Origin of the sequence: Acinetobacter sp. S40, from assembly GCF_016624705.1 — a bacterium.
Taxonomy (GTDB): Bacteria; Pseudomonadota; Gammaproteobacteria; order Pseudomonadales; family Moraxellaceae; genus Acinetobacter.
This window is the reverse complement of the sequence record NZ_JACVTU010000010.1, coordinates 72,223-95,673: the sequence shown is the minus strand read 5'-3', so window position 1 is coordinate 95,673 and position 23,451 is coordinate 72,223. Positions and strand designations below refer to the sequence as shown.

Genomic DNA, 23,451 nt, shown 5'->3' with positions numbered 1-23,451 from the left:
AACTATAACTATATTAAAGGTGTAAAGCGTGAAGGTACGTTTAAAATATTTAACTTATTGTTTACTTGGTTTAAGTGTTTCAGGGTGTACACAGCATGTCATTAAAACCAATTCGGCGACTCAGGACAGTAGTAATCGTGTCATTTCTGGTCTAAATGCGCTTTATGAAACTCCCAGCTATGATTATCATGGCCAATTCAAAGTGGCGATTCAGCCTGATGAGTCAACAAAGGACAAGTCACTTGATCAAAAACTAGATGCACAAGTGCAACAAAAAGTTGAACGTTCTTTGAGTGAACAAGGAATTCGTCTTTCTCAAAAAGAAAAACAACAATTGTATCGTGCGATTGCCCAGCAGACCGATCATGTAAATGATGATGAACGTTTGGGAAGAGTCGAAAAAATGATGGATATGGGTATTAATATCCTGAATGATGTTCAGTTTAGTTATGATGGATCGGTACATTATCGTGAGCGAATGGGCTCTTTGAATTTAACAGCGCGTTATGAAAAACCTACGCTGCTGGTTCAGGCCAAATTGCCGATGATTGTGGATTTTAAAGACTATAAATTTTATACCAATTATTTTGCATTTATGCCGTATCTGGTCAATCGAGAGAATCAGAATAATCTTGCCTACATTGACTTTTCCAAGTATCAGAACTTTTTTAAACAGGTTGATATGAAAAAGTTCGTGGAATATTTCAAAGCCTCGGGTGCGGTGCCTTATATGTTGGCTCGACCTGAACAATTCCAGAAATTGCCGTTAAATTCGAAAGATCAAGCTGCTGGTGTTGTCGAGAAAATACGCGTAAATAGCACTCTAGAAGAATTTATGTTACAAGCTGATCTTTATAATAAGGTCAATGCACAATATCTAACGCGATCGGTGTTAGGGCTTAACGAAGACTCTTTAGAACAATGGGCAGAGAAAAAAGGAGAGCAACTGGCACAAAAAACTCCAGTAACAACAGCTAAGTTATCGCCTGAGCTAGAAGCTTATGATGCTAGTCAGAAATTATATGCATCAGTTACCGAAAAATGGGGTGTTACTGAGTCCGTATCCACTGTTGAAGAAGATCAGTCTGATGAAGGAATTGATCAGAATAATGACGAAATAACATCAGTACATGAAGACCAGAAGATAGTACAGAATGAGGAATCCGCATTATTAACTGAACAGCAATGTAGCGACTTGCAAAGCTCACATCAATCTGTGGTATATGGAGATATCAACTATTGTCAGGACTATTATGGTATTGATGTTTTCTCTGAACCCAAAGCAAGTGAAAAGAATCAGCAGGCTCGACAGAAAAAATTAGAAACGATATTCGCTACTTACGATCAAAATAAATGGATTGATGAGTATGCATTTAAAACCCTTTGGCTTAAATATCAGTCCGAAATTGATCAAACATTGCCGCCACTCACAGCGCGGACACCTTTTATTATGGATATGGGGCTGGATGCACAAGGTCGTCTGGTTAGCGCGGATTACGATCTGAATCTTTTACTGCCGCAAACTAATCGTCGTGTTCATTTTAATATGGATATGCAGATCACGAATTATGGCAAAGGCACGCCCATTAGTCGCCAGCAGTTAAAACAGGCAAAACCGTTGAGTGAGGTAAGTAAAGGATCTTTTCTGGAAAAAGTGGTTGGAGGTCTCACTCAGTCATTAGGTAATGACCCATCCTCTGCACTTAATGCGCCTTCCTCACTCTCATTTAACCAGCAACTTGAACAATTGGCAGCACAGGTTTATGACCAGACTCATTCTTATGAGAAAACATTTAGTGCAGTATTCACGACTCGATTTAGTGCCGATTATCCGGAATATGTCAGACATTATTCAGCTCAGGATCTAAAAGAAATTGCGAATGTTTATGCTTATTGGTATTCCGATGAAGATGTTTATGATCCACAAGGTCAAGTCCTGCGCGAAATTCAGGCGTTACAGAAAAAACATCATTTAGAGTTAGATGAGCAATTTGATAATGAGTTAGGCTCTGCTGTAGATGAAATCGTGATTCAGTCAATGAAAAAGTCTGGGGAACGCCAGAATTGGCAGCAACTCAAGAAAAGATATAAACAGCCCCAACAGTTGTTTGCAGTGCAATACCAGTCTCTTTTTGAAAAACAGGAAGATGTGGATTCATCACGTCGCCCGCTGCTTGCTCAGACCTCTAAAATTTTAGGACAATTTTTTGTAGATGCGCATCAGCAAAAATTGACCGAAAAATCTTTACAGGGATTGGCAAAAAACCATTTGGAATTTATCGATTACAAGTTGTTCGAGCAAGTCTATCGTCAAATGTTGTCTGAATTAGGGCAGTAATTTTCAATTAAGAAGCTACAGTCAAAACAGACGGTAGCTTCTTTTTTATTTATAGAAACTCTTTGAGTTCGGGTTTAACGCCATGCCAGATGGCAAAAGATTCTACAGCCTGCCCGACCAACATACCAAAACCCTCAGTGGTCGGTACACCACGTGCTTGAGCTTGCTTAATAAATGTAGATGGTTTGCCATACGCCATTTCATAAGCATGATGAAATTTTAATTCTGGTGGTAAAATTAGAGCCTCACCACTTAAGCTGGCAGACGTTGCATTAATCACCAAATCAAACTCACCTGACAACGTTGCTAACTCCATCATACTGAGTTCAGCTTCTGGTACAGCGTCTTTTAAATCATCGATCAGTTGTTCTGCACGTGCTAAGGTACGGTTTGCAATAGTGATCTGTCTGGCACCCGCTTTGACCAGTGGATAAATCACACCTCGTGTTGCACCCCCAGCGCCAAGTATCAAAATACGGGTGTCTTTTAGTGACCAATTGAGTGCAAGAATAGCATCGACTAGACCTTGCCCATCTGTATTGTCGCCATATAGCTGACCATTTTTTTGCCATAATGTGTTGACTGCTTTAGCAATTTTTGCCCGTTCTGTTAGAACGTCACACATCGCATACGCTTGTTCTTTGAAGGGGACGGTGACATTCATACCTGAGCCACCTTGTGCAAAAAACTCTGTCACACTTCCTTCAAAGCCATCCAGTGGCGCAAGACGTTTTTGATAATTCAGGGTAATTCCTAATTTTTCAGCAAAAGCATAATGTAATTCTGGAGAACGGGATTGCTCAATTGGATTGCCAATTACCGCAAATTTACCTGTCATTGCGAAGATCCATTACTATCAAAAATGGCATCACTATACGCTAAAAACTGCTGCAAAATAAATCACGTATTCAAGGCTTTTTTGAGATTGGACTTCTAGATGAGTTTGTATCTTTATGATGTTTTTGTGTTTCACCTAATTGCCTAATCTTTATCATATGATCAAAATGTAAACGCAAATTAGTAATTCTTCTTATAAATAACTGATTTAAGTTTAAGTCGTGGCACAACAAAAATGGAGAACAATAATGACATCAAATTTCAACCCGCTAGAATTACTGGCGGAGAGAGTGACACCACTTGTCGTCGATCAGACCCAACTCGAGATCGATATAGATAAAAAATCCTCATTACTCAAACAGTTCTATCCTATTATTTTATCCTTATTTCATAAGTTTCCTGATCGATTAAATGGCATATTACACGGTAGTCAGGCGCCCTTGCAGGAATTGTTAGGAAACCATCAAGGTGTATTGAATGAAATCTTGGACGCATTTTCAAAACATCATAGTTTACAGCCTGCGACGATCGAATCTCTTTTTAATCATGCGATTCCACTCAGTGCTAGAGCATTAAAAGAAGAAGTTGGCGAGGGAAATATTGTCTCTTATATCGGCTCTTATTTACCTCAAATTGCGAGTCAGCTTCCTGCTTGGGCGGCCCCAATTTTATCGGGTTTAGGATTGGGTAGTTTATTCCATACGGCGGCGCCTACAGCTCAGCCATTAAAAACAACTCCAGCAGATACGGGCGGCGGTTTTAAAAAGTTTTTGCCTTGGTTGGCTTTAATTATTTTGGCATTGCTCCTATTGTTTTTTTGGCGTTCTTGTCAGAAACAGACGCCTGAGACCCATACAGTTGCAGAATCTGCAGCGACTTCGGAAGCTGTAAGTCCAGCTGCTACAGCTCCTGCATCTTTAAGCCTTACCTCTGGTACAGGCAATCAGGTGTTGGGTTGTCAGTCAAATGTTGGAGATAGTGGACTTGCTTCTTTATTACAGGCTGGTATCGCTAAAGTCTTTGGTGCAAGTGCGAACTGTAATATTGCAACGGATTCTACTTATGCAACACAGTTGCCTGCTCAGGAAAAACTGGACACGATTTTAAATCTGGTGAAAGGAGTGCCAAATGCCAGTATTGAGTGGGTAGGTGATCAACTTACTGTGAATGCACCCGATGCAACCGCCTTAAAAGATTTGATTGATAAAATTAAAGCGGCTGCGCCTGAGTTAAATGTGGTTTCTGCAGCACCTTTAAATGTTGAACAATCTGTCAATAATAGTATTAATGCGAGTACGCAGGCTTTGTCAGGATTGAATGAATCATCAAACCCTGAACAAATTTTACGTGCCTTAAATATGCAGATTATAAATTTTGCCAGTGGTTCTGCTGCTATTCCCGATGCCAATAAAGCGGTGTTGGATCATGCTGCGGGGTTATTACAAAAAGTACCGAATCTTTCATTAAATGTTGAAGGTTACACTGACTCAACTGGCAATGCTGAAGCCAATAAAGTACTTTCACAAAAACGAGCACAAGCTGTGGTCGATTATTTGACTGGAAAAGGTGTAAATGGCTCTAGCTTAAAAGCAGTAGGCTATGGTTCTGAAAACCCCGTTGCAGATAATGAAACTGAACAGGGTAAATTTCGTAATCGCCGGATTGAGTTTAAATTGGCTGGCTCTTAATTTAAAACGTAGTTGAAGTTTGATAAAGTCGTCTGAATAAGGCGGCTTTTTTAATAGAGAATTGTAATAAAGAAAGAATAATATCTGGAAAAATGAAAGGTAGAGCTGACTTAAGGAGCAACAATTTCATTTACATACAATTAAGGATTACAAATCGATTCAATTTCTTCAATAAAGAAAATAACAGCCGCTAAAAATAGACCAATCGCAGCAAGCACAGTCACGGAGATAGAGATACTATCTGTATAAATGTTCTCATATTCAATAGTAATGCCTGAAGAAACTACGAGTGTAGCAATCAAGCTATATAAAACCAACATACGGTGGTTTTCTATAATATTAAGCATAATCTGACCTTTACATCTTTTGTAGATTAGATCAAAACAATATTAAATCAATATGACAACAGTTGCTGCTTCACTGTGTGAGTATCTTTTTTCAATTTTGTAATGACATGAGCTTTCATGTAGAAGCAGCATAACGCATAATGCAGAACATACAAGAGGCGATTTAATAATAAATAGTCTCATTTGCAAGTGAATATTACAGTTCTTTTAACCAATTATGCGGTTTTAGATAATAATCAGTAAGTTGCTTCTCTATCGAGTCTTCATCCCACTCCGGACGATAAGACCACGCCGCAAGATTAGGCAGACTGACCAGAATTGATTCAATCCGACCACCCGTTTGTAGGCCAAATAAAGTGCCACGATCATACACTAGATTGTATTCGACATAGCGGCCACGTCGATATAACTGAAACTCACGTTGTGCCTCTGTATAAGGCTGTTCGCGATGTTTTTCAAAAATTGGGATGATGGCTTCGAGATAACCATTTGCGACTGCTTTTATATAATCAAAACAGGTTTCAAACTCCCATTGGTTGAGATCATCAAAAAATAAACCGCCCACACCACGCTGTTCATCGCGATGCTTCAAATAAAAATAATCATCACACCATTTTTTATGTTCTGCATAGACGTGTTCCCCAAAAGGTTGACATAAATCAAAAGCTGTTTGATGCCAATGTTTAATGTCTTCGTCATCTGGATAAAATGGGGTCAAATCAAAACCACCTCCAAACCACCAGATCGGTTCCTGACCTTCGGGTTCTGCGACAAATAAACGAACATTTGCATGTGAAGTAGGAATATTAGGGTTTTTGGGGTGGATGACCAGTGACACACCTAATGCCTGCGCTTTCGCTCCCGCAATATTTGGATGCCGTTGCGTAGCGGAGGCGGGGAGTTGGCGGATATCAATGTGTGAAAACATGACTCCACCTTTCTCAATGATTTCCCCATTTTGCAGAACACAAGAACGTCCTCCTCCACCTTCTGGTCGTTTCCAGTCATCAATCATAAATTGTGCAGCACCACCGCCTTTGTGCTCTTGTTGCTCTAAAGCGGCACAAATGCGTACTTGTAGATCGAGTAAAAATTCACGTACTCGTTGGATATCAGTCGAAGTTGGATGCTGCATCATGAGCCTCAAAATAATCTTATTTTCTTTAAATTAAGCATAAAGAAATAACCAGGATAAGTAAAAAAGGATTTTATTAAGCGTTTTAATAAAATCCTTTTTGATTCAAATGTAATTATGGCGTGAGATTAGAAATCATCTTTTTTATAGAGGTGATCCATCCGTTCACGTTTAGTTTTTAAATAATGTTCATTAAACGGGTTACGACCAACGGTCAGTGGAACGCGCTCAACCACATTAATTCCTAAATCAGTTAAGGCCTTTAATTTGAGAGGATTATTCGTGACCAGTTTAACTTCTCTGACTTGTAAATGGTCCAGCATAATCGTGCACATATCATAATGACGTGCATCAGCTGGAAGATTTAATAAAAGATTTGCATCTACGGTGTCGTGCCCCTGATCCTGCAAGGCATAGGCACGAATTTTATTGGTCAACCCAATGCCGCGACCTTCCTGACGCAAATATAAAATGACGCCTTTACCTGTATCATTGATCAACTGCTGGGTGGCCTGCAACTGCGGGCCGCAATCGCACTTCAATGAACCAAACGCATCACCTGTCAGACATTCTGAATGAATACGAACCAATACGGGTTCGTTGGGCGCAGTTTCTAAACCTTTAGATAATGCGACATGTTCTTCACCCGTTTCAGGATCTTGAAACACAGAAATATTGAAGTCACCAAACTTGGTCGGGAGTTTTGAAGTTGCGACAAATTCGATAGCCACTAATTACATATCTCATCAGGAAAACGGCTAAAGTATAGCGTACTGGTTATATATTGGTAGAATTGAACTGCTGAATTTATGCATAATAATTTCTTTTTTGTATAATGCACACGATAATAGTTGATAAACAGTAAGATTATTCTGGATAATCTAGCCAACCACGCCGCAGGGAAAATCCTCCATGCGACCTTGTTAGACATGTGGCTGATTGAAGGTGACTTTAATTCGATACGATTATGATGTCATTCATCAGATCGAATCCCATTTACCCAGCTTAGGATTTGCCAGGCTTAAGAAGGCTTTGCCACATATGTTGTATACCGAAATACCAACTCAACGCCCTGTTACGCCATTGTTAGATGAGATTGATCATCCACAGCAATTACGTCAGCTCGAGCAAGGCCAGTTGTCTCAAGTGGCTGATGAGTTGCGTCAGTTTATTTTATATGCAGCAGGACAAAGTGGTGGACACTTTGGCGCAAATTTAGGTGTGATTGAGCTTACTGTTGCGCTTCATTATAGTTTTAACACTCCACACGATCGTTTAATTTGGGATGTTGGTCATCAGGCCTATCCACACAAAGCATTGACTGGTCGACGTGAGCAATTGACTACCATTCGCGCGCAACATGGTTTGGCTGCATTTCCAGCGCGTGAAGAATCTGTATTTGATACGTTTGGTGTTGGGCATTCTTCGACTGCAATTTCGGCAGGTCTGGGCATGTCGCTTGCGCGACGTTATCAGCAAAATCCATGCGAAGTAGTCTGTATTGTAGGTGACGGTGCCATGACTGCAGGCATGGCATTTGAAGCCATGAATGATGCTGTGGCGCATGATGCAGATTTGATTGTCGTGTTAAATGATAATGATATGTCGATTTCCTGCAGTACGGGTGGATTTGCCAAGCATTTAGCAGCTATTTGGGAACATGGTCATTCAGTCAATATTAATGATGATGGCGATGCTTATGTGCAGCCTCATCCGCAATGGACTTATAACTCACGTTTGCACCAATCTGCTACTGATGCCGCAGATAATTTATTCAAAGCAATTGGTTTTGATTATTTTGGTCCTTTTGATGGCCACGATGTTGAGCAACTTGTCAGTGTTTTTAATGCGCTGAAAAAACGTAAAGGCCCCCGTCTGGTTCACGTTTATACAAAAAAAGGTAAAGGATTTGAGCCCGCTGAAGCTGATCCGATTACCTACCATGCGATTACTAAAATTTCGCCTGTTGCTACGACTCCAGTGGTAAAAACATCGCCCAAATATTCTGATGTATTTGGTCAATGGCTATGTGACGAAGCGGCACAGGATCCTCGCTTATTGGCCATTACCCCGGCGATGTGTGAGGGGTCAGGCATGGTGAAATTTGCAAAACAATACCCTGAACGTTTTTTTGACGTTGCTATTGCTGAACAACACGCAGTAACACTTGCTGCGGGGATGGCGTGTGAAGGCTTAAAACCAGTCGTGGCGATTTACTCGACTTTTTTGCAACGTGGTTATGATCAGTTTATTCATGATGTCGCATTACAAAATTTGGATGTGACTTTTGGAATTGATCGTGCAGGTTTAGTCGGTGAAGATGGTCCCACCCATGCAGGTGCTTATGATTATGCTTATATGCGTACCGTGCCAAATATTGTGATCATGGCTCCAAAAGACGAAAATGAATGCCGTCAAATGCTGCATACCGCTTATTTATATGCAGGTCCTGCTGCAGTCCGTTATCCTCGTGGAAATGGTGTAGGGATCGAAATTCAGCAGACATTTACACCGCTAGAAATAGGTAAAGCTGAAATTGTGGTTGAATATCATGCTGAATATGAAGAACAAATCAGTATTTTGGCTTTCGGTAGTCGAGTAACTGCAGCCATAGAAGCAGCTGAACAACTAAGCAAAACGCATGATATTGCGGTGCGTGTGGTTAATATGCGTTTTGTAAAACCTCTCGATGAGCAAGTAATTCGTGATTTGGCTGTGAATACTAGTTTATTCGTGACAGTTGAAGAACATGCTGTTATGGCGGGTGCGGGTAGTGCGGTAAATGAGTTTTTAGCCAAAGCACAAATTCTTAAACCAACTCTTAATTTAGGCTTACCAGATAGTTTCATGGCTCAAGCGACTCATGCACAAATGTTGCATAGCTGTGGGCTAGATGCTGAAGGAATCCAAAAATCAATAGAAAAGGTGTGGTTAAACCTTATACAAACAGCTTAAAGCGATCAGCTAAAAAAATCCTAACATTTTTTACCCAAAAGCGCGCTAATTTGATAGAATCTGCGCGCTTTTATGCATTATTCTTTGTCAAAGTTTTCAAATTTGTAGTGGGTGTTCAATGGAACCTATGGTGGTCATGGCTGCGCGTGCAGCTCAAACAGTTGGTCAAGAGCTTTTAAAAGCACATCAGAATCGTCATAAGCTCGATCTACAAGTTGAAGAAAAAGGCATTGACGGTCCAGTGACGCGTGTTGATCGTTATTTAGAACAACTCACTATTGATACTTTGCGTAAAAGTTATAAAAATCACAGCTTTCTGGGCGAAGAATTTGGCCTGCAAGAAGGTAAAGGTCATGATGCAGATTGGTGCTGGGTGATTGATCCGTTAGATGGTACACAAAACTTTATCAATGGTTTTCCGCATTTCTGTATTTCGATTGCTGTACAGCATAAGGGTATAACCCAGCATGGTGTGATCTATGATCCAGTCCGTGACGAATTGTTCTCGGCTAGTCGTGGTCGCGGTGCGGTTATGAATCAGCGCCGTATCCGTGTTAACGTCCGTGACAGTTTAGATAATGCTTTTTTAGCGGTGGGTCATCCATATCGTGCCAAGCGCAATGGTGAAATTATCTCTTATGCGGAGCAACATTTCGCTTCGTTATTAGCGGTGACTCAGGCAGGCGCACATATTCGTCGTGCAGGTTCTGCTGCATTAGATTTAGCTTATGTTGCGGCAGGTCGTTTTGATGGCTTCTTTGAAGTAGGCCTAAAGCCGTGGGATATCGCAGCGGGCGAGTTAATTGTGAAAGAAGCAGGCGGTATTGTTGTAGATGCGCGTGGTGGCAGTGATTCGATGGAAAATGGTCAGGTTTTGGCTTCTTCATTGAAAATGTTAAAACCTTTAATGCAAACCGTAGTACCTGCATGGGGCGACATGGCGAAGTAAGTCTTATCTCCCATAAAAAGCTCTCTAATATCGAGAGCTTTTTTTTGACTATAGAAAATAGAATAAAAAATGATTATTGACCGATTTGGTTATGACTCTTATGCCCAAGAAAATATAGAGTGTTATTCTAGAATAATCGATAGCGCATCACGAGATTTCACAACAATTATTGTTTGTTCTTCAGGCTTTATGACTTATCGTGAAGATATTCATTCAGATTATGTAAAAATCAAAAAACAGATATTGGAGCATCCTCTTACTTTTGTATTGTTGCCTTCTCTTTGTCTTGAACGTCGTGTACAAGAAATACTGAAAAGGCAAATGGGGAGATCTTATTTAAAAATGCAGTTAGACAAAGAACAATATAAAATCACTAAGAGATTTTATATTTATTCACAATTACCTTGTAAAATGATTCTGACGAATGTAGAACCGTTGTGTGTTTCAAATAATATTAAAAATGAAATATATCAATATATTAAATTTTAATTATTAGGATTTCTAGTCTGAAAATGCAATGAAATGTTTTGGTTTTATGTAAAAAAAATCAAAAACCTATTAAAAAGGGTGACTTTTAAAAACTTTCTGTTATACTCTCGCCACGCACTTAAATTTCCGTTCATTACCTGAACATTCTGTTCTATTCATTGTATGCGCACGCTGTCCATAGAGAGGACCAATTCTTGCGCCCAAATCGCTCAGCGATTCTTCAGGTTCCGGCCGTAATCATGCGTGCGTATAGTCTACATCGTCGTTATTCGGATTGCTGCTGAATACCAAATAATTCAGCCTAAGATGCCGTGCCGCCTTTTGTCGATGTCCATATTTGTATTTATTAAAATGGAGCACCCATTAGGGTGAAACTCTCTATGAGCAAAACTTTTGCCGATTTCTCTCTACATGAATCTTTACAACAAGCATTACAGGATCTTGGTTTTACTAGCCCAACACCTGTTCAAGAACAAGCGATTCCTGCAGCTTTAGAAGGTAAAGACCTTTTAGTTTCAAGCCAGACTGGTTCTGGTAAAACAGCAGCATTCTTATTGCCAACATTGCATTCACTTGCAGGCCAAGACACGTTCCTTCCATTTAAAGAACGTATGCGTGCAGTGACTCAACCGAATATTTTAGTCATTTCACCAACGCGTGAATTGGCTCAGCAAGTCAGCCAAGACGCAATTGCATTTGTACGCCATATGAAGGGTGTGCGTATTGCCGCAATTATGGGTGGTATGCCATTTGCAAAACAGATTCAACAATTAAAAGGTGCGCAAGTTGTTGTTGCAACACCGGGTCGTTTGCTGGATTTGGTCAATCGTCGTCAAATCAAATTAGATAAAGTTGATGCTTTAATCGTTGATGAAGCGGATCGTATGCTTGATCTTGGTTTCTCTGAAGATCTTGAAGCAATCAGTGAGTTGGCTGCAAATCGTAAACAAACCTTGATGTTCTCTGCAACATTTGCAGACCGTATTATTCGTCTTGCAGAATGCATGATGCAGGATCCACAGCGTATTGCTATCGAAACTGGTCACTCAACCAATACCGATATCACCCAGACTTTACACTGGACGGATGGTTTTGAGCACAAGAAAAAATTGCTGACTCATTGGTTAAGTGATGAAAGCATGGATCAAGCGGTTGTTTTCGCAAGCACACAAGAAGACACAGATATGCTAGCTGAAGAGCTTGCAGAAGCGGGTCATTCAGTTGTTGCGTTACATGGCGCGATGCCACAAACCGTGCGTAACCGCCGTTTACGTAGTATTCGTGAAGGTAAAGCTAAAATTCTGGTTGCAACTGACGTTGCGGCACGTGGTTTAGACGTACCCACCATTTCTCATGTGATTAACTTTGGTTTACCAATGAAGCATGAAGATTATGTACACCGTATTGGTCGTACTGGTCGTGCGGGACGTACTGGTCAAGCGATTACTTTGGCAACTTATCGCGAACGCGGTAAAATCCGTGCCCTTGAAGATTATTTAGAAGCACGTTTAAGCGTTTCTGAAATTGAAGGTCTTGAGCCATCTCCACCTCCTGCGCGTTCAGGTCGTGATGGCGGTGGTCGTGGTCGCGGTGGAAATGGCCGTAGCGGTCGTGATGGCGCTGGTCGCGGTTTCGGTGGTGGACGTCGCTTTGAAGGCGAAAGCAACTTCAAACGCCGTGAAGGTGGTCGTGATGATCGTCCACGTCGTAGCTTTGATGATAAACCACGTGGTGAACGTCCAGCATTTGGTGGTGAAGACCGTCCGCGTCGCGAGTTTAATTCAGATCGTCCACGTCGCGAAGGTGGCTTTGAAGATCGTCCAAAACGTAGCTTTGGTGGCGAAGACCGTCCACGTCGCGAGTTTAATTCGGATCGTCCACGTCGTGAAGGTGGCTTTAATGATAAACCTCGTTTCGATGCCAATGATGACAACCGTGGTAATCGTGTAGATTATAAACCACGTCGCGAAGGTAGCTTCGGTGATCGTCCAAAACGTGATTTCGGTGATCGTCCAGCACGTCGTGAAGGTGGTTTTGGTGATCGTCCACAACGTTCTTTTAGTGAAGACCGTCCAAAACGTACTTTTGGTGGCGAAGATCGTCCAAAGCGTACTTTTGGTGGTGAAGACCGTCCAAAGCGTACTTTCGGTGGTGAAGACCGCCCACGTCGCGGTGTAAATGAAGAAAGTTTTGGTCGTGATCGTACACGCAAAAATGACCGTTAAGATTTAATTTTCTTAAGACATCTAAAAGTCGATACGTTCACGTATCGACTTTTTCTTGTAATAAAACTGTCAAAAAATATATAATGTGATAACTGTGTCATATTTTTATTGTAAAAATGAAAGAAAAAAAAGAGATTAATGTAAAGTTCTTATTGAAATGGCGTTATTTTAATTTACGCCAATTGGGGGCTGCTCTAGTTATTGGTAATGCCCTATATTTTTCTTATAGTACTTACTTTCATCATGATATTTCCCCTAAAACTCTCGCAATGCAACATTACCCAAGCGACAATATTGAACTGATCAAGTAATTGGTCGTTTCATTGTTAAATAACAAGAATTTCGCAAAGGTTCAGTGCTATATTATGCGAGCTTAAAAATATGCAGGAACATATACTGCTATGAATAATCCTATACTTTCGACTGCTCAGGCACTGATAGAAGTGAAAAATCTGGGTTTCAATCGAGGGGAACGTATTATCTATGACAATGTTGATTTAACCATTCGACGTGGTCAAATTACAGGCATCATGGGCCCATCCGGGACTGGAAAAACCACATTATTACGCTTGATTGGTGGGCAGTTGACTCCCGATCGTGGTGAAGTCTTGTTAGATGGTAAAGATATTGCCAGCATGTCTCGTCAGGAATTATTTGCTGCGCGTGCTCGTATGGGTATGCTATTTCAAAGCGGTGCGCTGTTTACTGATATGTCTGTGTATGAAAACGTCGCATTTCCAATCCGCGCGCATACTGATTTACCTGAACATTTAATCGCAGAATTGGTTGGACTTAAATTAGAGTCTGTTGGTTTGCGCGGTACGGAACATTTAATGCCAAGTGAATTATCAGGTGGTATGAACCGTCGTGTCGCATTGGCACGTGCCATTGCGCTTGATCCTGATTTAATTATGTATGATGAACCTTTTGCAGGTCAGGATCCGATTGTAAAAGGGGTGTTGACCCGTTTGATTCGATCACTGCGTGAAGCATTGGATTTAACGACGATTATTGTCTCTCATGATGTTGCTGAAACACTGGAAATTTCAGATTATATTTATGTGATTGCAGAAGGCAAAATTCAGGGTGAAGGTACACCAGAGCAATTACAGACCTCAGCGTCCCCATTTGTAAAACAATTTTTAACAGGCTCTGCTGAAGGGCCCGTTGAGTATCAATTTAGTCATCAAGCATATTTGAATAACGAGGTACATCCATGAATGCGATTGCCTGGTTAGGTCGACTTGTCATTGAGCGGATGCGTGGAATTGGTGAGGCGACGGTCATGTTGCTGCGAATTATCTTTTCTCTTCCCTCGGCAGGCGGTTTTGGTCGATTTATTTATCAAATGCACCGTGTCGGTGTTATGTCCCTCCTGATTATTGCAGTATCAGGATTGTTTATTGGGGCAGTTCTTGGCTTGCAAATGTATAACATTCTCGTAACCTTTGGTAGTGAAGCAATGTTAGGGACAGCCATTGCATTAACCTTGTTGCGTGAGCTGGCGCCAGTGGTTGCTGCTTTGTTATTTGCAGGACGTGCCGGTTCTGCGCTGACTGCTGAAATTGGTTTAATGAAAGCCACAGAACAACTTTCAAGTATGGAAATGATTGGGGTTGATCCGTTAAAACGTGTGGTGTCTCCAAGACTTTGGGCTGGTATAGTCAGTTTGCCAATGCTTTCGATTATTTTTGCGGCGATTGGTATTTTTGGCGGTAAAGTCGTCGGTGTTGATTTTCTGGGTGCTGATGAAGGCTCATTCTGGAGTGGCATGCAAAGTTCGATTCAGTTTATGCATGACATTTTTAATGGGACAGTGATTAAAAGTATAGTCTTTGCACTTATATGTACATGGATTGCGGTTTATCAAGGGTATGCCTGTGAACCGACTTCAGAAGGTATTGCGACATCAACCACTCGTACAGTGGTGTATTCATCGCTGTGTGTTTTAGGTTTTGATTTTGTGTTGACTGCGGTCATGTTCGGAGGTGTTTAATGAAATCACGTACTAGTGAGCTGGCCGTAGGGATTTTTGTAATTATCTTTGGCGTGGCTTTGTTTTTTTTGGCCATGAAAGTGAGTGGTTTGGTCGGCACCAATTTAAATGACAGTTATCACATGACTGCTCGTTTTGATAATGTTAATGGCCTGAAATCACGGGCTAAAGTCACCATGAGTGGTGTTACAGTTGGGCGGGTTGAATCAATTACCCTTGATCCTGTTACTCGTTTGGCAACGGTCAATTTTGATCTGGATGGCAAGTTAACTTCATTCAATGCGGAACAATTAAAAACCGTTCAGCAAAATGCATTAGATGAATTACGTTATAGTTCTGATTATACGCAGGCAAATGCTGCGCAACAAAAAGAAATGGAACAGAAACTGATTGCCAACATGAAATCCATCACTAATATCGATGAAGATGCTTATATAATGATAGCAACCAATGGTCTATTAGGTGAAAAATATCTCAAAATTGTACCAGGTGGTGGATTAAACTATTTAAAACGTGGCGAAACCATTACCAATACTCAAGGTACAATGGATCTTGAGGATCTGATTAGCAAGTTTATTACTGGTGGTGCCAATAAATCATCATCAGGTAGCTCGGCAGAAGACTCGGCATCCCAGCCGCAGGCAGCTACATCTGACAGTGCCGAACCTTCTTTTGTTGAGTAATTTTTTAGGAGCGATTCTTGTGAAGACGTTGTTCAAACAAACCCTTACAGCCAGTGTATTATCAACTCTTCTTGCGGGTACTGCATTTGCTGCGCCAGCAGAAGCACCACCGGCATTTATTAAGCGTGTTGCTGATAACTTTATTTCGCGTTTACAAGCGGATCATGCAAGATTGCAAAATAATCCTGACGCTGTAAAGGCCATTGTACGTCAGAATCTTGATCCATATATCGATTCACAGGCATTTACTCGCATTGTGATGGGAACTTATGCGACTAATCAGAACAGTACAGCGGCACAACGTGCGCAGTTTGAAAAGAACTTTCGTGAAACCCTGATTGAAAACTATGGTACGGCATTTGCGAAATACAGCAACCAAAGCTATACCATGCGTCCTTATAAAGAAACAGGCAGTCGTAACCCTGTAGTCACGATTGACTTCAATAATAAGGGCGATAAGATTCCAGTTTCATTCCAGCTTACCGATGCTGGTAGCCAGTGGAAAATCCGTAACATCAATGTTTCTGGGATTGATCTGGGCTTACAATTCCGCAATCAGTTTGCTTCAACTGTACAGCGTAATGGAGGTAATCTGGACAAAGCGATTGCCAACTTTAAACCAGATGCTGATGCTGCTGTAAACAAGAAATAAGTGAAGGTTCACCGTGATTGAAATGGTCGATCAGCAATTGGTGCTGTCAGGAAAGATTGATTTTGAAAATGCGCAGACTATTTATCAAAATGGTTTGCGACTGATTCAACAACATCAACAATTTCCTTTGGTGATAAATCTAAGCCAATTGCAACATGGTAGTACGTTGGCATTGGCAGTTTTGGTGCAATGGTTAAGAAAAACACCCAATGCCCAAGGTTTACACTTTCAGGATGTCCCTGAAAAAATGTTGAAGATTATCCAGTCCTGTCATTTACAGGATGATTTGACACTACTTCACAGCTAGTCAAAGTTTAATAAAAAAGCACCGAATTCGGTGCTTTTTTATATACACCACTTTAAACCCATTTCTTCCAACGGAAATAGATCATCGGTCCCACAAATGAGACGATAATAATCACTGCAACAGTCAAGAAGCTCATGGTGCCATGTGCAAAGGGCAATTCTTGTGTGTTCATCCCATAAATACTAGCAACTAACATGGGAGGTGCGAGCATACTGGGCAAAATAGAGAATCGACGAATCGTATCGTTCTGCTCAGTGTTAATAAACCCAGAGGTAGTATCTAGCAAGAAACGCACTTTTTGGAACAAGAACGCATCATGTTCTACCAATGAGCGAACATCTTCACTCAATTCTCGAATATCAGCATCATAAATATGACTGCCTAACGCACGTGGGCGAGATAAAAAAGTCAGGACACGGCGTAAATCGATCAAGCAAAGTTGAGCTTTACCTAGTACGTCTTCTTGTTGTGCCAGACGGGTAATCATGTCGTCCAAATCTAAAATCTTTTCACGGTGATGATTATTTAGTACTTCTGTGGAATATTTTTCCAGATCCTTGTGGATATCTTCGAGGATATCCGCAAGCTCATCTAGCTTAGCTTCGAGTAAGCCCAGTAAGATCCAAGTCGGATCTCTATAATCCATGTCATAATCATTACGCCGAGCGCGTGCACGAAACGCTCTAAAAGCGACTAGTTTTTCACCACGTAGTGTAAATAAGCGCTCTTTATGCAAAATAAAGGCAACTGTTTGGACCGTTGCTAAAATGTGGCTGGTATCTTCATCATCGCCATCCACCTGATAGTTTTTATTTTTCGTTAAAAAATAGGTACTGATATGCAAAATTCCATCATCATCGCGGTAAAATCGAGCAGAGGATGAAATATCTTCAAGCGATTTGAGCGTAGGCAAATTTCGGTCATACGCATCGATGACCCATTGCTGCTCTTCCTGAGAGGGTGCAATCAGATCGATCCAGACCAGATCCTGATGCAGATCAAAATCACCATTAATGGTTGCATCTTCAAGGCTACCGCGCTCTGTGGCGTAAAAGGCTTCAAGCATAACGTCTTTTCTCCCTTGCGCAGTATAGGTAAATTTGATGGGTGTATTTTAGACAAGGATTCACTTAAAAACACTCATTGTTATCGTTTTTTCTGAAAAAATCTCGCTTAAGCTTATATTGTAAGCATGACAGCTTAAAAACATGGTTAAAAGTTATATGAATTCAATCTGTATTTTTTGTGGTTCAGCGGTTGGTACCGATCCTTTATTTTTACAAGCAGCTCAAGTAACAGGAGAAACCATCGCCCAGCAGGGAAAAACACTCGTGTATGGTGGTGGACGTTCAGGACTAATGGGCGTGGTTGCAGATAGTGCCCTACAGGCGGGTGGATGTGTGATCGGTGTAATACCAACCGCTTTGGTTGATCGTGAGCTGGCCCATCCACATTTGACCGAATTACATATCGTTCAAAATATGCATGAGCGTAAAACCAAAATGGCAGAGCTATCCGATGGTTTTATTGCATTACCAGGTGGTGCAGGTACATTAGAAGAGATTTTTGAACAATGGACTTGGTCACAGTTGGGTATTCATCAAAAACCCTGTGCATTTTTAAATGTTCAAGGTTTTTATGATGATTTACTTAAAATGATTCAGAGCACAGCAGATAAGGGTTTTACCCAATCGCGTTTTGTAGAAAAATTAATAGCATCAGATCAAGTTGATTTGATTCTAAGTGCTTTTGAACATTATCAACCTGCTACGCCAAAATGGGGTGCACAGGCAGAAGTTCGCCCTTAATATTGAGGCATAGATGTGAAAAAAATTACCGTTGCTGCAGCCATTATTTTAAATGATGCCCATGAGCTACTAGTTGTGCGTAAGAAAAATACTCAAGTTTTTATGCAAGTGGGTGGCAAGCTAGAACAGGATGAACCGCCTGAACAAGCGATTGAACGAGAAATAAAGGAAGAAATTGGCTGTGATATTCAGATTAATCAATTTGTAGGTCGGTTTGAAACTGCAACTGCCAATGAGCCTGATCATCAACTGGTTAGCTATGTTTACTTGGCAAAGTTAAAGCAAACACCGCAGATTGCTGCTGAAATTGCCGAAATGAAATGGGTCACTCTAGATGATACCGTCACCGCACTTGCGCCTTTAACACGTGAAGTGGTTATGCCATGGTGTCGAGATTATTTGCAAATTTAGCGGTTTTATCTGTTGCAGCCGCAATGCAACACGCATGAATCTGTTGGCAGCCTAATTGTTGTAAAGCCTGATGTAAGGCATAAATTGAGCTGCCAGTCGTGACGACATCATCAATGATTAAAACTTTTCGATAGCGAATTCTGGGTTTTTCCAATACCACAAACTGTTGCTCAATTCCTTGAATGCGTTCCAGCCGATTTAGTCCTTTTTGAGAATGTTGCTCAAGACGATGGATAGGCTGCCAAATAGGAATATTTAGCTTTTTTGCAAGTTGTTGTGCCAAGAGTAAAGACTGGTTATAACCCCGTTCAATTAAACGTGCGTCCGAAATAGGCATAGGGACGATAGCTTGAACTTTAGGGTGTTTAATCTGGGCAAGTAATTGATCAAGTAATGGTTGATGATGTAGTTTTTGTTCGTACTTAAATTGCTGCAAAATACGATCGAGTGGGTAATGATAATAACATGCCGCCATGATTTGTAATTCATGGCGATTAATCGGTTGCTTAAGCCAAGGAAGTTGCTGCCAGCAACTTTTACATAGAACATAATGCTTCAAACGTGGACTGGATTCACACAGACGGCAGGGTAAAAGTTTTTGTCCCATTTGTTGCATAGAGGCTTTAAGATAGTCAAACATAGGCATAGCGCGGAGCCTCTGGTAGCCAGCGTTTAAGTAATGCATCGGCTTGTTTTGGATAGTTTTTTAAAACTTGTTCAGCGACATAATGTGCCTGTGTCAGTAAATGATCATCCCGTTCAAGACGAGCCACCCGAAACCCCATATCACCTGTCTGTTTAGTTCCTAAAAGCTCCCCAGGACCCCGAATTTCCAGATCTTTTTCCGCGATAACGAAACCGTCATTACTTTCTCTTAAAATGGACAAACGTTCGTGTCCATTTTGCGATAAAGGTGTTTTATATAATAAGGCACAAAAGCTGGCAGTTGCACCTCGTCCAACACGACCACGTAATTGATGAAGCTGAGAGAGTCCCAATCGTTCTGCATTTTCAATCACCATAATTGAAGCATTTGGTACATCGACCCCGACTTCAATGACTGTGGTGGCAATCAATAATTGCAGTTGATTGGCTTTAAATGCCTGCATGACGCTTTGTTTCTCATCTGCTTTCATTTTGCCATGCACCAAACCGATATTCAGTTCAGGAAAACGCTCTTTCATTTCTTGATAAGTAGCTTCAGCAGCTTGTGCATCCAGTGTTTCAGATTGTTCTACCAACGTACATACCCAATAGGCCTGTTTACCTTCACCACAATTGCTTGCGATGCGATTTAAAACCTGTTCGCGTCGATCCAGTGGAATAGTCACGGTTTGAATAGGAGTACGTCCCGGAGGGAGTTCATCGATAATAGAGGTATCCAGATCGCCATAGGCACTCATCGCCAATGTACGGGGAATGGGAGTGGCAGTCATGACCAACTGATGCGGAGTGAGCTGATCATTTCCTTTATTTCGAAGTGCCAAACGTTGATCGACACCAAATCGATGCTGTTCATCAATGATAACAAGACCTAATTTAGCAAATTCGATATTATCCTGAAACAAAGCATGGGTTCCTACGACCAACTGTGCCTGTCCACTTTTAATGCTGTGCTCTGCCTGCGTACGAGCTTTACCTTTTTGTTTTCCAGAGAGCCATGCAACTTGGATTCCTAAAGGTTCAAACCAGCTTTTAAAGTTTAAATAATGTTGTTCGGCCAGAATTTCGGTAGGTGCCATCAGTGCAACTTGCCAGTGCGCCTCCAGTGTATGACAAGCTGCCACCGCCGCCACTAAGGTCTTGCCTGCTCCAACATCGCCTTGTACTAAACGTAGCATGGGCTTGGGTTGTTTAAGGTCGGCGATGATTTCTTTAGAAACCCGTTTTTGTGCTTGAGTCATTTCAAAGGGAAGTTCTGCCAATAAAGCTTTAGCAAGCGTCTTGCTTGGACTAAAACTGGGAGAAGCAATTTGTCGAATATAGGCGCGTCGTGTCAGTAAACTAACCTGATGTGCGACCAGTTCTTCAAAAATTAAGCGTTGTTGCGCTGGGTGTGAACCCTGAGCCAGTTGCTGCATATTGGCGTCAACTGGAGGTTCATGAATATAGTGCAAGGCCTGTTTGAGTGCATAACCATTGGTGTATTGTTCAGGCAATAATTCAGGTAAATGATCACTGTATTGTTTAAGTGCCTGTTTGACATATTCACGTAGCTTAGGCTGAGTTAAACCTTCCGTACTTGGGTAAATAGCGGTGAGCTGAGTTTTGGGTAAAGCAGTATGTTCTGTTACCAGTTGTATTTCAGGGTGATAAAGTTCTAAGCCCCTTGCGCCGACACGCACTTCACCAAAGATTCGTAAACGATGACCTGCTTTTAATTTGTCAGTCAGATTTTTATAGATATGATAAAAACGTAAAGTAACTTTGCCATAATCATCCTGAATTAAAGCAGCCATAGATTTGCGCTTACCCGGCGGAAAATCAATGGATTTAACTTCACCTTCGAGCAAATAGCTACGACCTACCATCAGTTGGTTCATGGGAATGACCGTGCTACGATCTTCATAATCACGTGGCAGATGAAAAAGTAGATCATCCGTGGTGAAAATATTGAGTTTTTCCAGAAGTGCTGCGGCAGCATTGCCTACACCCTGTAACTGCTGGATTGAAGTCATATCCCTCCACGTCAAGACCACTATATCAGGATCATGCATGCATATTTTATTTATCGGCTATGGTAAAACATCTCAACGAGTTGCCCAATATTTATTTGAACAAGACTCGAGTAAACAGCGATATAAAATTACCACAATTAGCCGTAGTACGAAAACAGATGTATATGGTAATCACTTGATTCAGGATGTACATCATCTTGATTTAAATCAGCTTACAGCGGTTGATCTGGTATATGTAGCTTTGTCTCCTTCGCAAAGTAGTGTAGAGGCTTATCGTCACACGTATCTGGATTCAGTTGAACCAATTGTCCGGGCATTAAAGTCACATCCTATTCAGAGAATTGTGGTAGTTTCATCTACACGAGTTTATGGTGAACATCGGGGTGAACGTGTAGACGATGCCTCGCCCGTTCAGCCCATCGACGAGCAGGGACAAATTCTGCATGACATGGAATTAAAATGGCAGACGGCCTATCCTGAGCAGACCGTGATTATTCGTCCTGCTGGTATTTACGGTCAATCTATTACACGGATGGTCAAAATGGCGCAAACTACCCGTAGTTATGCAAATATTCATTATACTAATCGGATTCATATAAATGATCTGGCACGTTTTTTAGCTGTTCTAGCGACATTACAATACGTTGATTCATCGTATATCGTGACCAATAATCAGCCTTTACCTTTGCATGAAATCATCCAATGGTTTCAGCAACAATTACATTTACCTTTAGTGCAACTGAGTAGCCGACATATCTCTGGAAAGCGTTTGTACCCGACACGTATGCTGCAAACTGGCTTTACATTAAAACATCCAGTTTGCTTTAATGACTATACAATTTGTTTGCAACAACATAGCCAAAACTCATAATTTAATTAAACTAAAAAGTGTGGGCCAATATATAAAGATATTCAATTAAAATTGATAAATAGAAGATTGGGGAACATGTTTAAAAACATCTTTAAGAGTCTGTTCCTGTTTGCAATGATGCAGCATGTCATGGCCGCAGAAGTGACATGGTGTGTTTATGACCCAATAGGAACACAAGGTGATATTACACGACGTTTAAAAGACCTGACGCTCTATATGCAACGTGAGCAGGTTAATGTGCAATTAAAAATTTATAAGCGCGAAACAGATGCAATTGTACAATTTGATCAGAAGAAATGTTCAGGTCTGGTCGCCACCAATTTTAATACCCGAAATTATAATCAATTTATGGGAAGTACGGCAGGTGTGGGATTTATTACAAATAATAAGACTGCACAGCATTTTATTGAGCTGTTGAATCGGCCTGCATTACGTTCAGCGATGCAACAAGGTGAATATGAGGTAGTGGGTTTCATTCCATTGGGAATGGCTTATATGATGCTTAAGACCCCAACCATTTATAAAGTGACAGATCTCAAAAATAAACGTATTGGTGTCTTACCCGAACTTGCACCACAAAGTACGTTGGTGCGTAGTGTTCGTGCTGAACCTGTTGTCGTGAATTTTAATAATGCAATTGATGCTTTTAAAAATAATCAGGTTGATATTTTACCTGTGCCTATCTACGGTTTATTGCCTTATAACCTTAAAAAAGAATTTGGTGAATCGACACGGGTTATTAATTTTCCAGTGGTGTACGCGGGCTTAAATATTGTGATCCGTTCGGCCGACTATCCGACTGGTTTTGGGGTGACGATGCGTAACTGGTTTTCTGCTCAAGCAAGTGTACTAGTAGGGCAGGTGGTGCGTTGGGAAAATCGATTGCCTGCATATTACTGGATGGATGTTTCTCCTGCCGAGAAACAAGCCTACGAGGTCGTGATTGCGAAGGTGAGAAATCAATATTCCCAGAATTTCTTTTATGACCCGCGTTTTGTTAAACTTATTAAAAAATTACGCTGTAAAGATGAACCGCAATATTTTGAATGTCATCTCTGGTGAAAAAATGGCAACCGAAGTTG

22 protein-coding genes are annotated in these 23,451 nt (G+C 41.1%); 15 read left to right on the top strand and 7 right to left on the bottom strand.

The annotated features are described in order from the left end of the window. The first annotated feature begins 28 nt into the window (after positions 1-28). Positions 29-2,338, top strand: a complete 2,310-nt coding sequence (locus tag IAE19_RS12505; RefSeq protein ID WP_200461246.1) for a hypothetical protein — start codon at positions 29-31, stop codon at positions 2,336-2,338. A gap of 49 nt (positions 2,339-2,387) precedes the next feature. Here IAE19_RS12505 and aroE read toward each other — a convergent pair whose 3' ends face one another. Further along, complete coding sequence (aroE, locus tag IAE19_RS12500) at positions 2,388-3,176, bottom strand: shikimate dehydrogenase (protein ID WP_200461245.1); 789 nt, start codon at positions 3,174-3,176, stop codon at positions 2,388-2,390. 247 nt (positions 3,177-3,423) lie between these two features. Here aroE and IAE19_RS12495 point away from each other — a divergent pair, with 247 nt between their 5' ends. Beyond that, on the top strand, positions 3,424-4,863 hold the full coding sequence (locus IAE19_RS12495) for an OmpA family protein (protein ID WP_200461244.1): 1,440 nt from the start codon (positions 3,424-3,426) through the stop codon (positions 4,861-4,863). A 140-nt stretch (positions 4,864-5,003) separates the two neighbouring features. Here the strand turns inward: IAE19_RS12495 and IAE19_RS12490 are convergent, their stop codons facing one another. The 3 genes from IAE19_RS12490 to ribA all read right to left on the bottom strand — a co-directional run bounded on the left by IAE19_RS12490 (position 5,004) and on the right by ribA (position 7,076). Next, positions 5,004-5,210: a hypothetical protein gene (locus IAE19_RS12490; protein WP_200461243.1), complete on the bottom strand. Its 207-nt coding sequence runs from the start codon at positions 5,208-5,210 to the stop codon at positions 5,004-5,006. A 196-nt stretch (positions 5,211-5,406) separates the two neighbouring features. Then, a complete protein-coding gene (gene hemF / locus IAE19_RS12485) occupies positions 5,407-6,345 on the bottom strand; it encodes an oxygen-dependent coproporphyrinogen oxidase (RefSeq protein ID WP_200461256.1) in 939 nt (312 codons plus the stop codon). A gap of 128 nt (positions 6,346-6,473) precedes the next feature. Next, positions 6,474-7,076, bottom strand: a complete 603-nt coding sequence (gene ribA / locus IAE19_RS12480) for a GTP cyclohydrolase II (protein ID WP_200461242.1) — start codon at positions 7,074-7,076, stop codon at positions 6,474-6,476. Between the two features lie 310 nt (positions 7,077-7,386). Here ribA and dxs point away from each other — a divergent pair, with 310 nt between their 5' ends. From dxs to IAE19_RS12435, 9 genes are all read left to right on the top strand, one after another. Next, the gene (gene dxs / locus IAE19_RS12475; RefSeq protein ID WP_200461255.1) at positions 7,387-9,300 is read left to right on the top strand and encodes a 1-deoxy-D-xylulose-5-phosphate synthase; all 1,914 of its coding nucleotides are present in this window, start codon (positions 7,387-7,389) and stop codon (positions 9,298-9,300) included. Between the two features lie 118 nt (positions 9,301-9,418). Continuing rightward, positions 9,419-10,249, top strand: a complete 831-nt coding sequence (locus tag IAE19_RS12470) for an inositol monophosphatase family protein (protein WP_200461241.1) — start codon at positions 9,419-9,421, stop codon at positions 10,247-10,249. A gap of 69 nt (positions 10,250-10,318) precedes the next feature. Next, a complete protein-coding gene (locus IAE19_RS12465; protein ID WP_227612256.1) occupies positions 10,319-10,738 on the top strand; it encodes a hypothetical protein in 420 nt (139 codons plus the stop codon). 380 nt (positions 10,739-11,118) lie between these two features. Continuing rightward, a complete protein-coding gene (locus IAE19_RS12460; RefSeq protein WP_200461240.1) occupies positions 11,119-12,963 on the top strand; it encodes a DEAD/DEAH box helicase in 1,845 nt (614 codons plus the stop codon). 401 nt (positions 12,964-13,364) lie between these two features. Continuing rightward, positions 13,365-14,183, top strand: coding sequence for an ABC transporter ATP-binding protein (locus tag IAE19_RS12455; RefSeq protein WP_200461239.1), 819 nt, complete (start codon positions 13,365-13,367; stop codon positions 14,181-14,183). Next, positions 14,180-14,959, top strand: coding sequence for a lipid asymmetry maintenance ABC transporter permease subunit MlaE (gene mlaE, locus IAE19_RS12450; protein ID WP_200461238.1), 780 nt, complete (start codon positions 14,180-14,182; stop codon positions 14,957-14,959). The genes IAE19_RS12455 and mlaE overlap by 4 nt, the downstream gene beginning before the upstream one ends. Beyond that, complete coding sequence (locus IAE19_RS12445) at positions 14,959-15,642, top strand: outer membrane lipid asymmetry maintenance protein MlaD (RefSeq protein WP_200461237.1); 684 nt, start codon at positions 14,959-14,961, stop codon at positions 15,640-15,642. The genes mlaE and IAE19_RS12445 overlap by 1 nt, the downstream gene beginning before the upstream one ends. Positions 15,643-15,661: 19 nt before the next feature. Next, complete coding sequence (locus IAE19_RS12440; RefSeq protein WP_200461236.1) at positions 15,662-16,294, top strand: phospholipid-binding protein MlaC; 633 nt, start codon at positions 15,662-15,664, stop codon at positions 16,292-16,294. 13 nt (positions 16,295-16,307) lie between these two features. After that, positions 16,308-16,601 (top strand): lipid asymmetry maintenance protein MlaB, encoded by a 294-nt coding sequence (locus IAE19_RS12435; protein ID WP_200461235.1) that lies wholly within the window; start codon positions 16,308-16,310, stop codon positions 16,599-16,601. A 52-nt stretch (positions 16,602-16,653) separates the two neighbouring features. Here the strand turns inward: IAE19_RS12435 and IAE19_RS12430 are convergent, their stop codons facing one another. Then, on the bottom strand, positions 16,654-17,667 hold the full coding sequence (locus IAE19_RS12430) for a CorA family divalent cation transporter (RefSeq protein ID WP_200461234.1): 1,014 nt from the start codon (positions 17,665-17,667) through the stop codon (positions 16,654-16,656). A 157-nt stretch (positions 17,668-17,824) separates the two neighbouring features. Here IAE19_RS12430 and IAE19_RS12425 point away from each other — a divergent pair, with 157 nt between their 5' ends. Continuing rightward, the gene (locus tag IAE19_RS12425; RefSeq protein ID WP_200461233.1) at positions 17,825-18,409 is read left to right on the top strand and encodes a TIGR00730 family Rossman fold protein; all 585 of its coding nucleotides are present in this window, start codon (positions 17,825-17,827) and stop codon (positions 18,407-18,409) included. A gap of 15 nt (positions 18,410-18,424) precedes the next feature. Next, positions 18,425-18,820, top strand: coding sequence for an NUDIX hydrolase (locus IAE19_RS12420; RefSeq protein WP_200461232.1), 396 nt, complete (start codon positions 18,425-18,427; stop codon positions 18,818-18,820). Here IAE19_RS12420 and IAE19_RS12415 read toward each other — a convergent pair. Then, the gene (locus tag IAE19_RS12415; RefSeq protein WP_200461231.1) at positions 18,786-19,466 is read right to left on the bottom strand and encodes a ComF family protein; all 681 of its coding nucleotides are present in this window, start codon (positions 19,464-19,466) and stop codon (positions 18,786-18,788) included. The genes IAE19_RS12420 and IAE19_RS12415 overlap by 35 nt on opposite strands. Then, entirely contained in the window at positions 19,453-21,498 is a 2,046-nt protein-coding gene (recG, locus tag IAE19_RS12410) for an ATP-dependent DNA helicase RecG (RefSeq protein WP_200461230.1), read from the bottom strand. Before recG ends, IAE19_RS12415 begins: the two co-directional genes overlap by 14 nt. Positions 21,499-21,535: 37 nt before the next feature. Between recG and IAE19_RS12405 the strand changes: the two genes are divergently transcribed. Together IAE19_RS12405 and IAE19_RS12400 are read left to right on the top strand one after the other, a co-directional pair. Continuing rightward, positions 21,536-22,369, top strand: a complete 834-nt coding sequence (locus IAE19_RS12405) for an NAD-dependent epimerase/dehydratase family protein (RefSeq protein ID WP_200461229.1) — start codon at positions 21,536-21,538, stop codon at positions 22,367-22,369. Between the two features lie 75 nt (positions 22,370-22,444). Beyond that, the gene (locus IAE19_RS12400; protein ID WP_200461228.1) at positions 22,445-23,431 is read left to right on the top strand and encodes a putative solute-binding protein; all 987 of its coding nucleotides are present in this window, start codon (positions 22,445-22,447) and stop codon (positions 23,429-23,431) included. Positions 23,432-23,451 lie beyond the last annotated feature (20 nt).

Bases quoted from the DNA above. Each gene is read 5' to 3' on its own strand.
- aroE (WP_200461245.1), bottom strand. From the start codon at position 3,176: ATGACAGGTAAATTTGCGGTAATTGGCAATCCAATTGAGCAATCCCGT.
- IAE19_RS12495 (WP_200461244.1), top strand. From the start codon at position 3,424: ATGACATCAAATTTCAACCCGCTAGAATTACTGGCGGAGAGAGTGACA.
- IAE19_RS12490 (WP_200461243.1), bottom strand. From the start codon at position 5,210: ATGCTTAATATTATAGAAAACCACCGTATGTTGGTTTTATATAGCTTG.
- hemF (WP_200461256.1), bottom strand. From the start codon at position 6,345: ATGCAGCATCCAACTTCGACTGATATCCAACGAGTACGTGAATTTTTA.
- dxs (WP_200461255.1), top strand. From the start codon at position 7,387: ATGTTGTATACCGAAATACCAACTCAACGCCCTGTTACGCCATTGTTA.
- IAE19_RS12470 (WP_200461241.1), top strand. From the start codon at position 9,419: ATGGAACCTATGGTGGTCATGGCTGCGCGTGCAGCTCAAACAGTTGGT.
- IAE19_RS12465 (WP_227612256.1), top strand. From the start codon at position 10,319: ATGATTATTGACCGATTTGGTTATGACTCTTATGCCCAAGAAAATATA.
- IAE19_RS12460 (WP_200461240.1), top strand. From the start codon at position 11,119: ATGAGCAAAACTTTTGCCGATTTCTCTCTACATGAATCTTTACAACAA.
- IAE19_RS12455 (WP_200461239.1), top strand. From the start codon at position 13,365: ATGAATAATCCTATACTTTCGACTGCTCAGGCACTGATAGAAGTGAAA.
- mlaE (WP_200461238.1), top strand. From the start codon at position 14,180: ATGAATGCGATTGCCTGGTTAGGTCGACTTGTCATTGAGCGGATGCGT.
- IAE19_RS12445 (WP_200461237.1), top strand. From the start codon at position 14,959: ATGAAATCACGTACTAGTGAGCTGGCCGTAGGGATTTTTGTAATTATC.
- IAE19_RS12430 (WP_200461234.1), bottom strand. From the start codon at position 17,667: ATGCTTGAAGCCTTTTACGCCACAGAGCGCGGTAGCCTTGAAGATGCA.
- IAE19_RS12425 (WP_200461233.1), top strand. From the start codon at position 17,825: ATGAATTCAATCTGTATTTTTTGTGGTTCAGCGGTTGGTACCGATCCT.
- IAE19_RS12415 (WP_200461231.1), bottom strand. From the start codon at position 19,466: ATGCCTATGTTTGACTATCTTAAAGCCTCTATGCAACAAATGGGACAA.
- recG (WP_200461230.1), bottom strand. From the start codon at position 21,498: ATGACTTCAATCCAGCAGTTACAGGGTGTAGGCAATGCTGCCGCAGCA.
- IAE19_RS12405 (WP_200461229.1), top strand. From the start codon at position 21,536: ATGCATATTTTATTTATCGGCTATGGTAAAACATCTCAACGAGTTGCC.
- IAE19_RS12400 (WP_200461228.1), top strand. From the start codon at position 22,445: ATGTTTAAAAACATCTTTAAGAGTCTGTTCCTGTTTGCAATGATGCAG.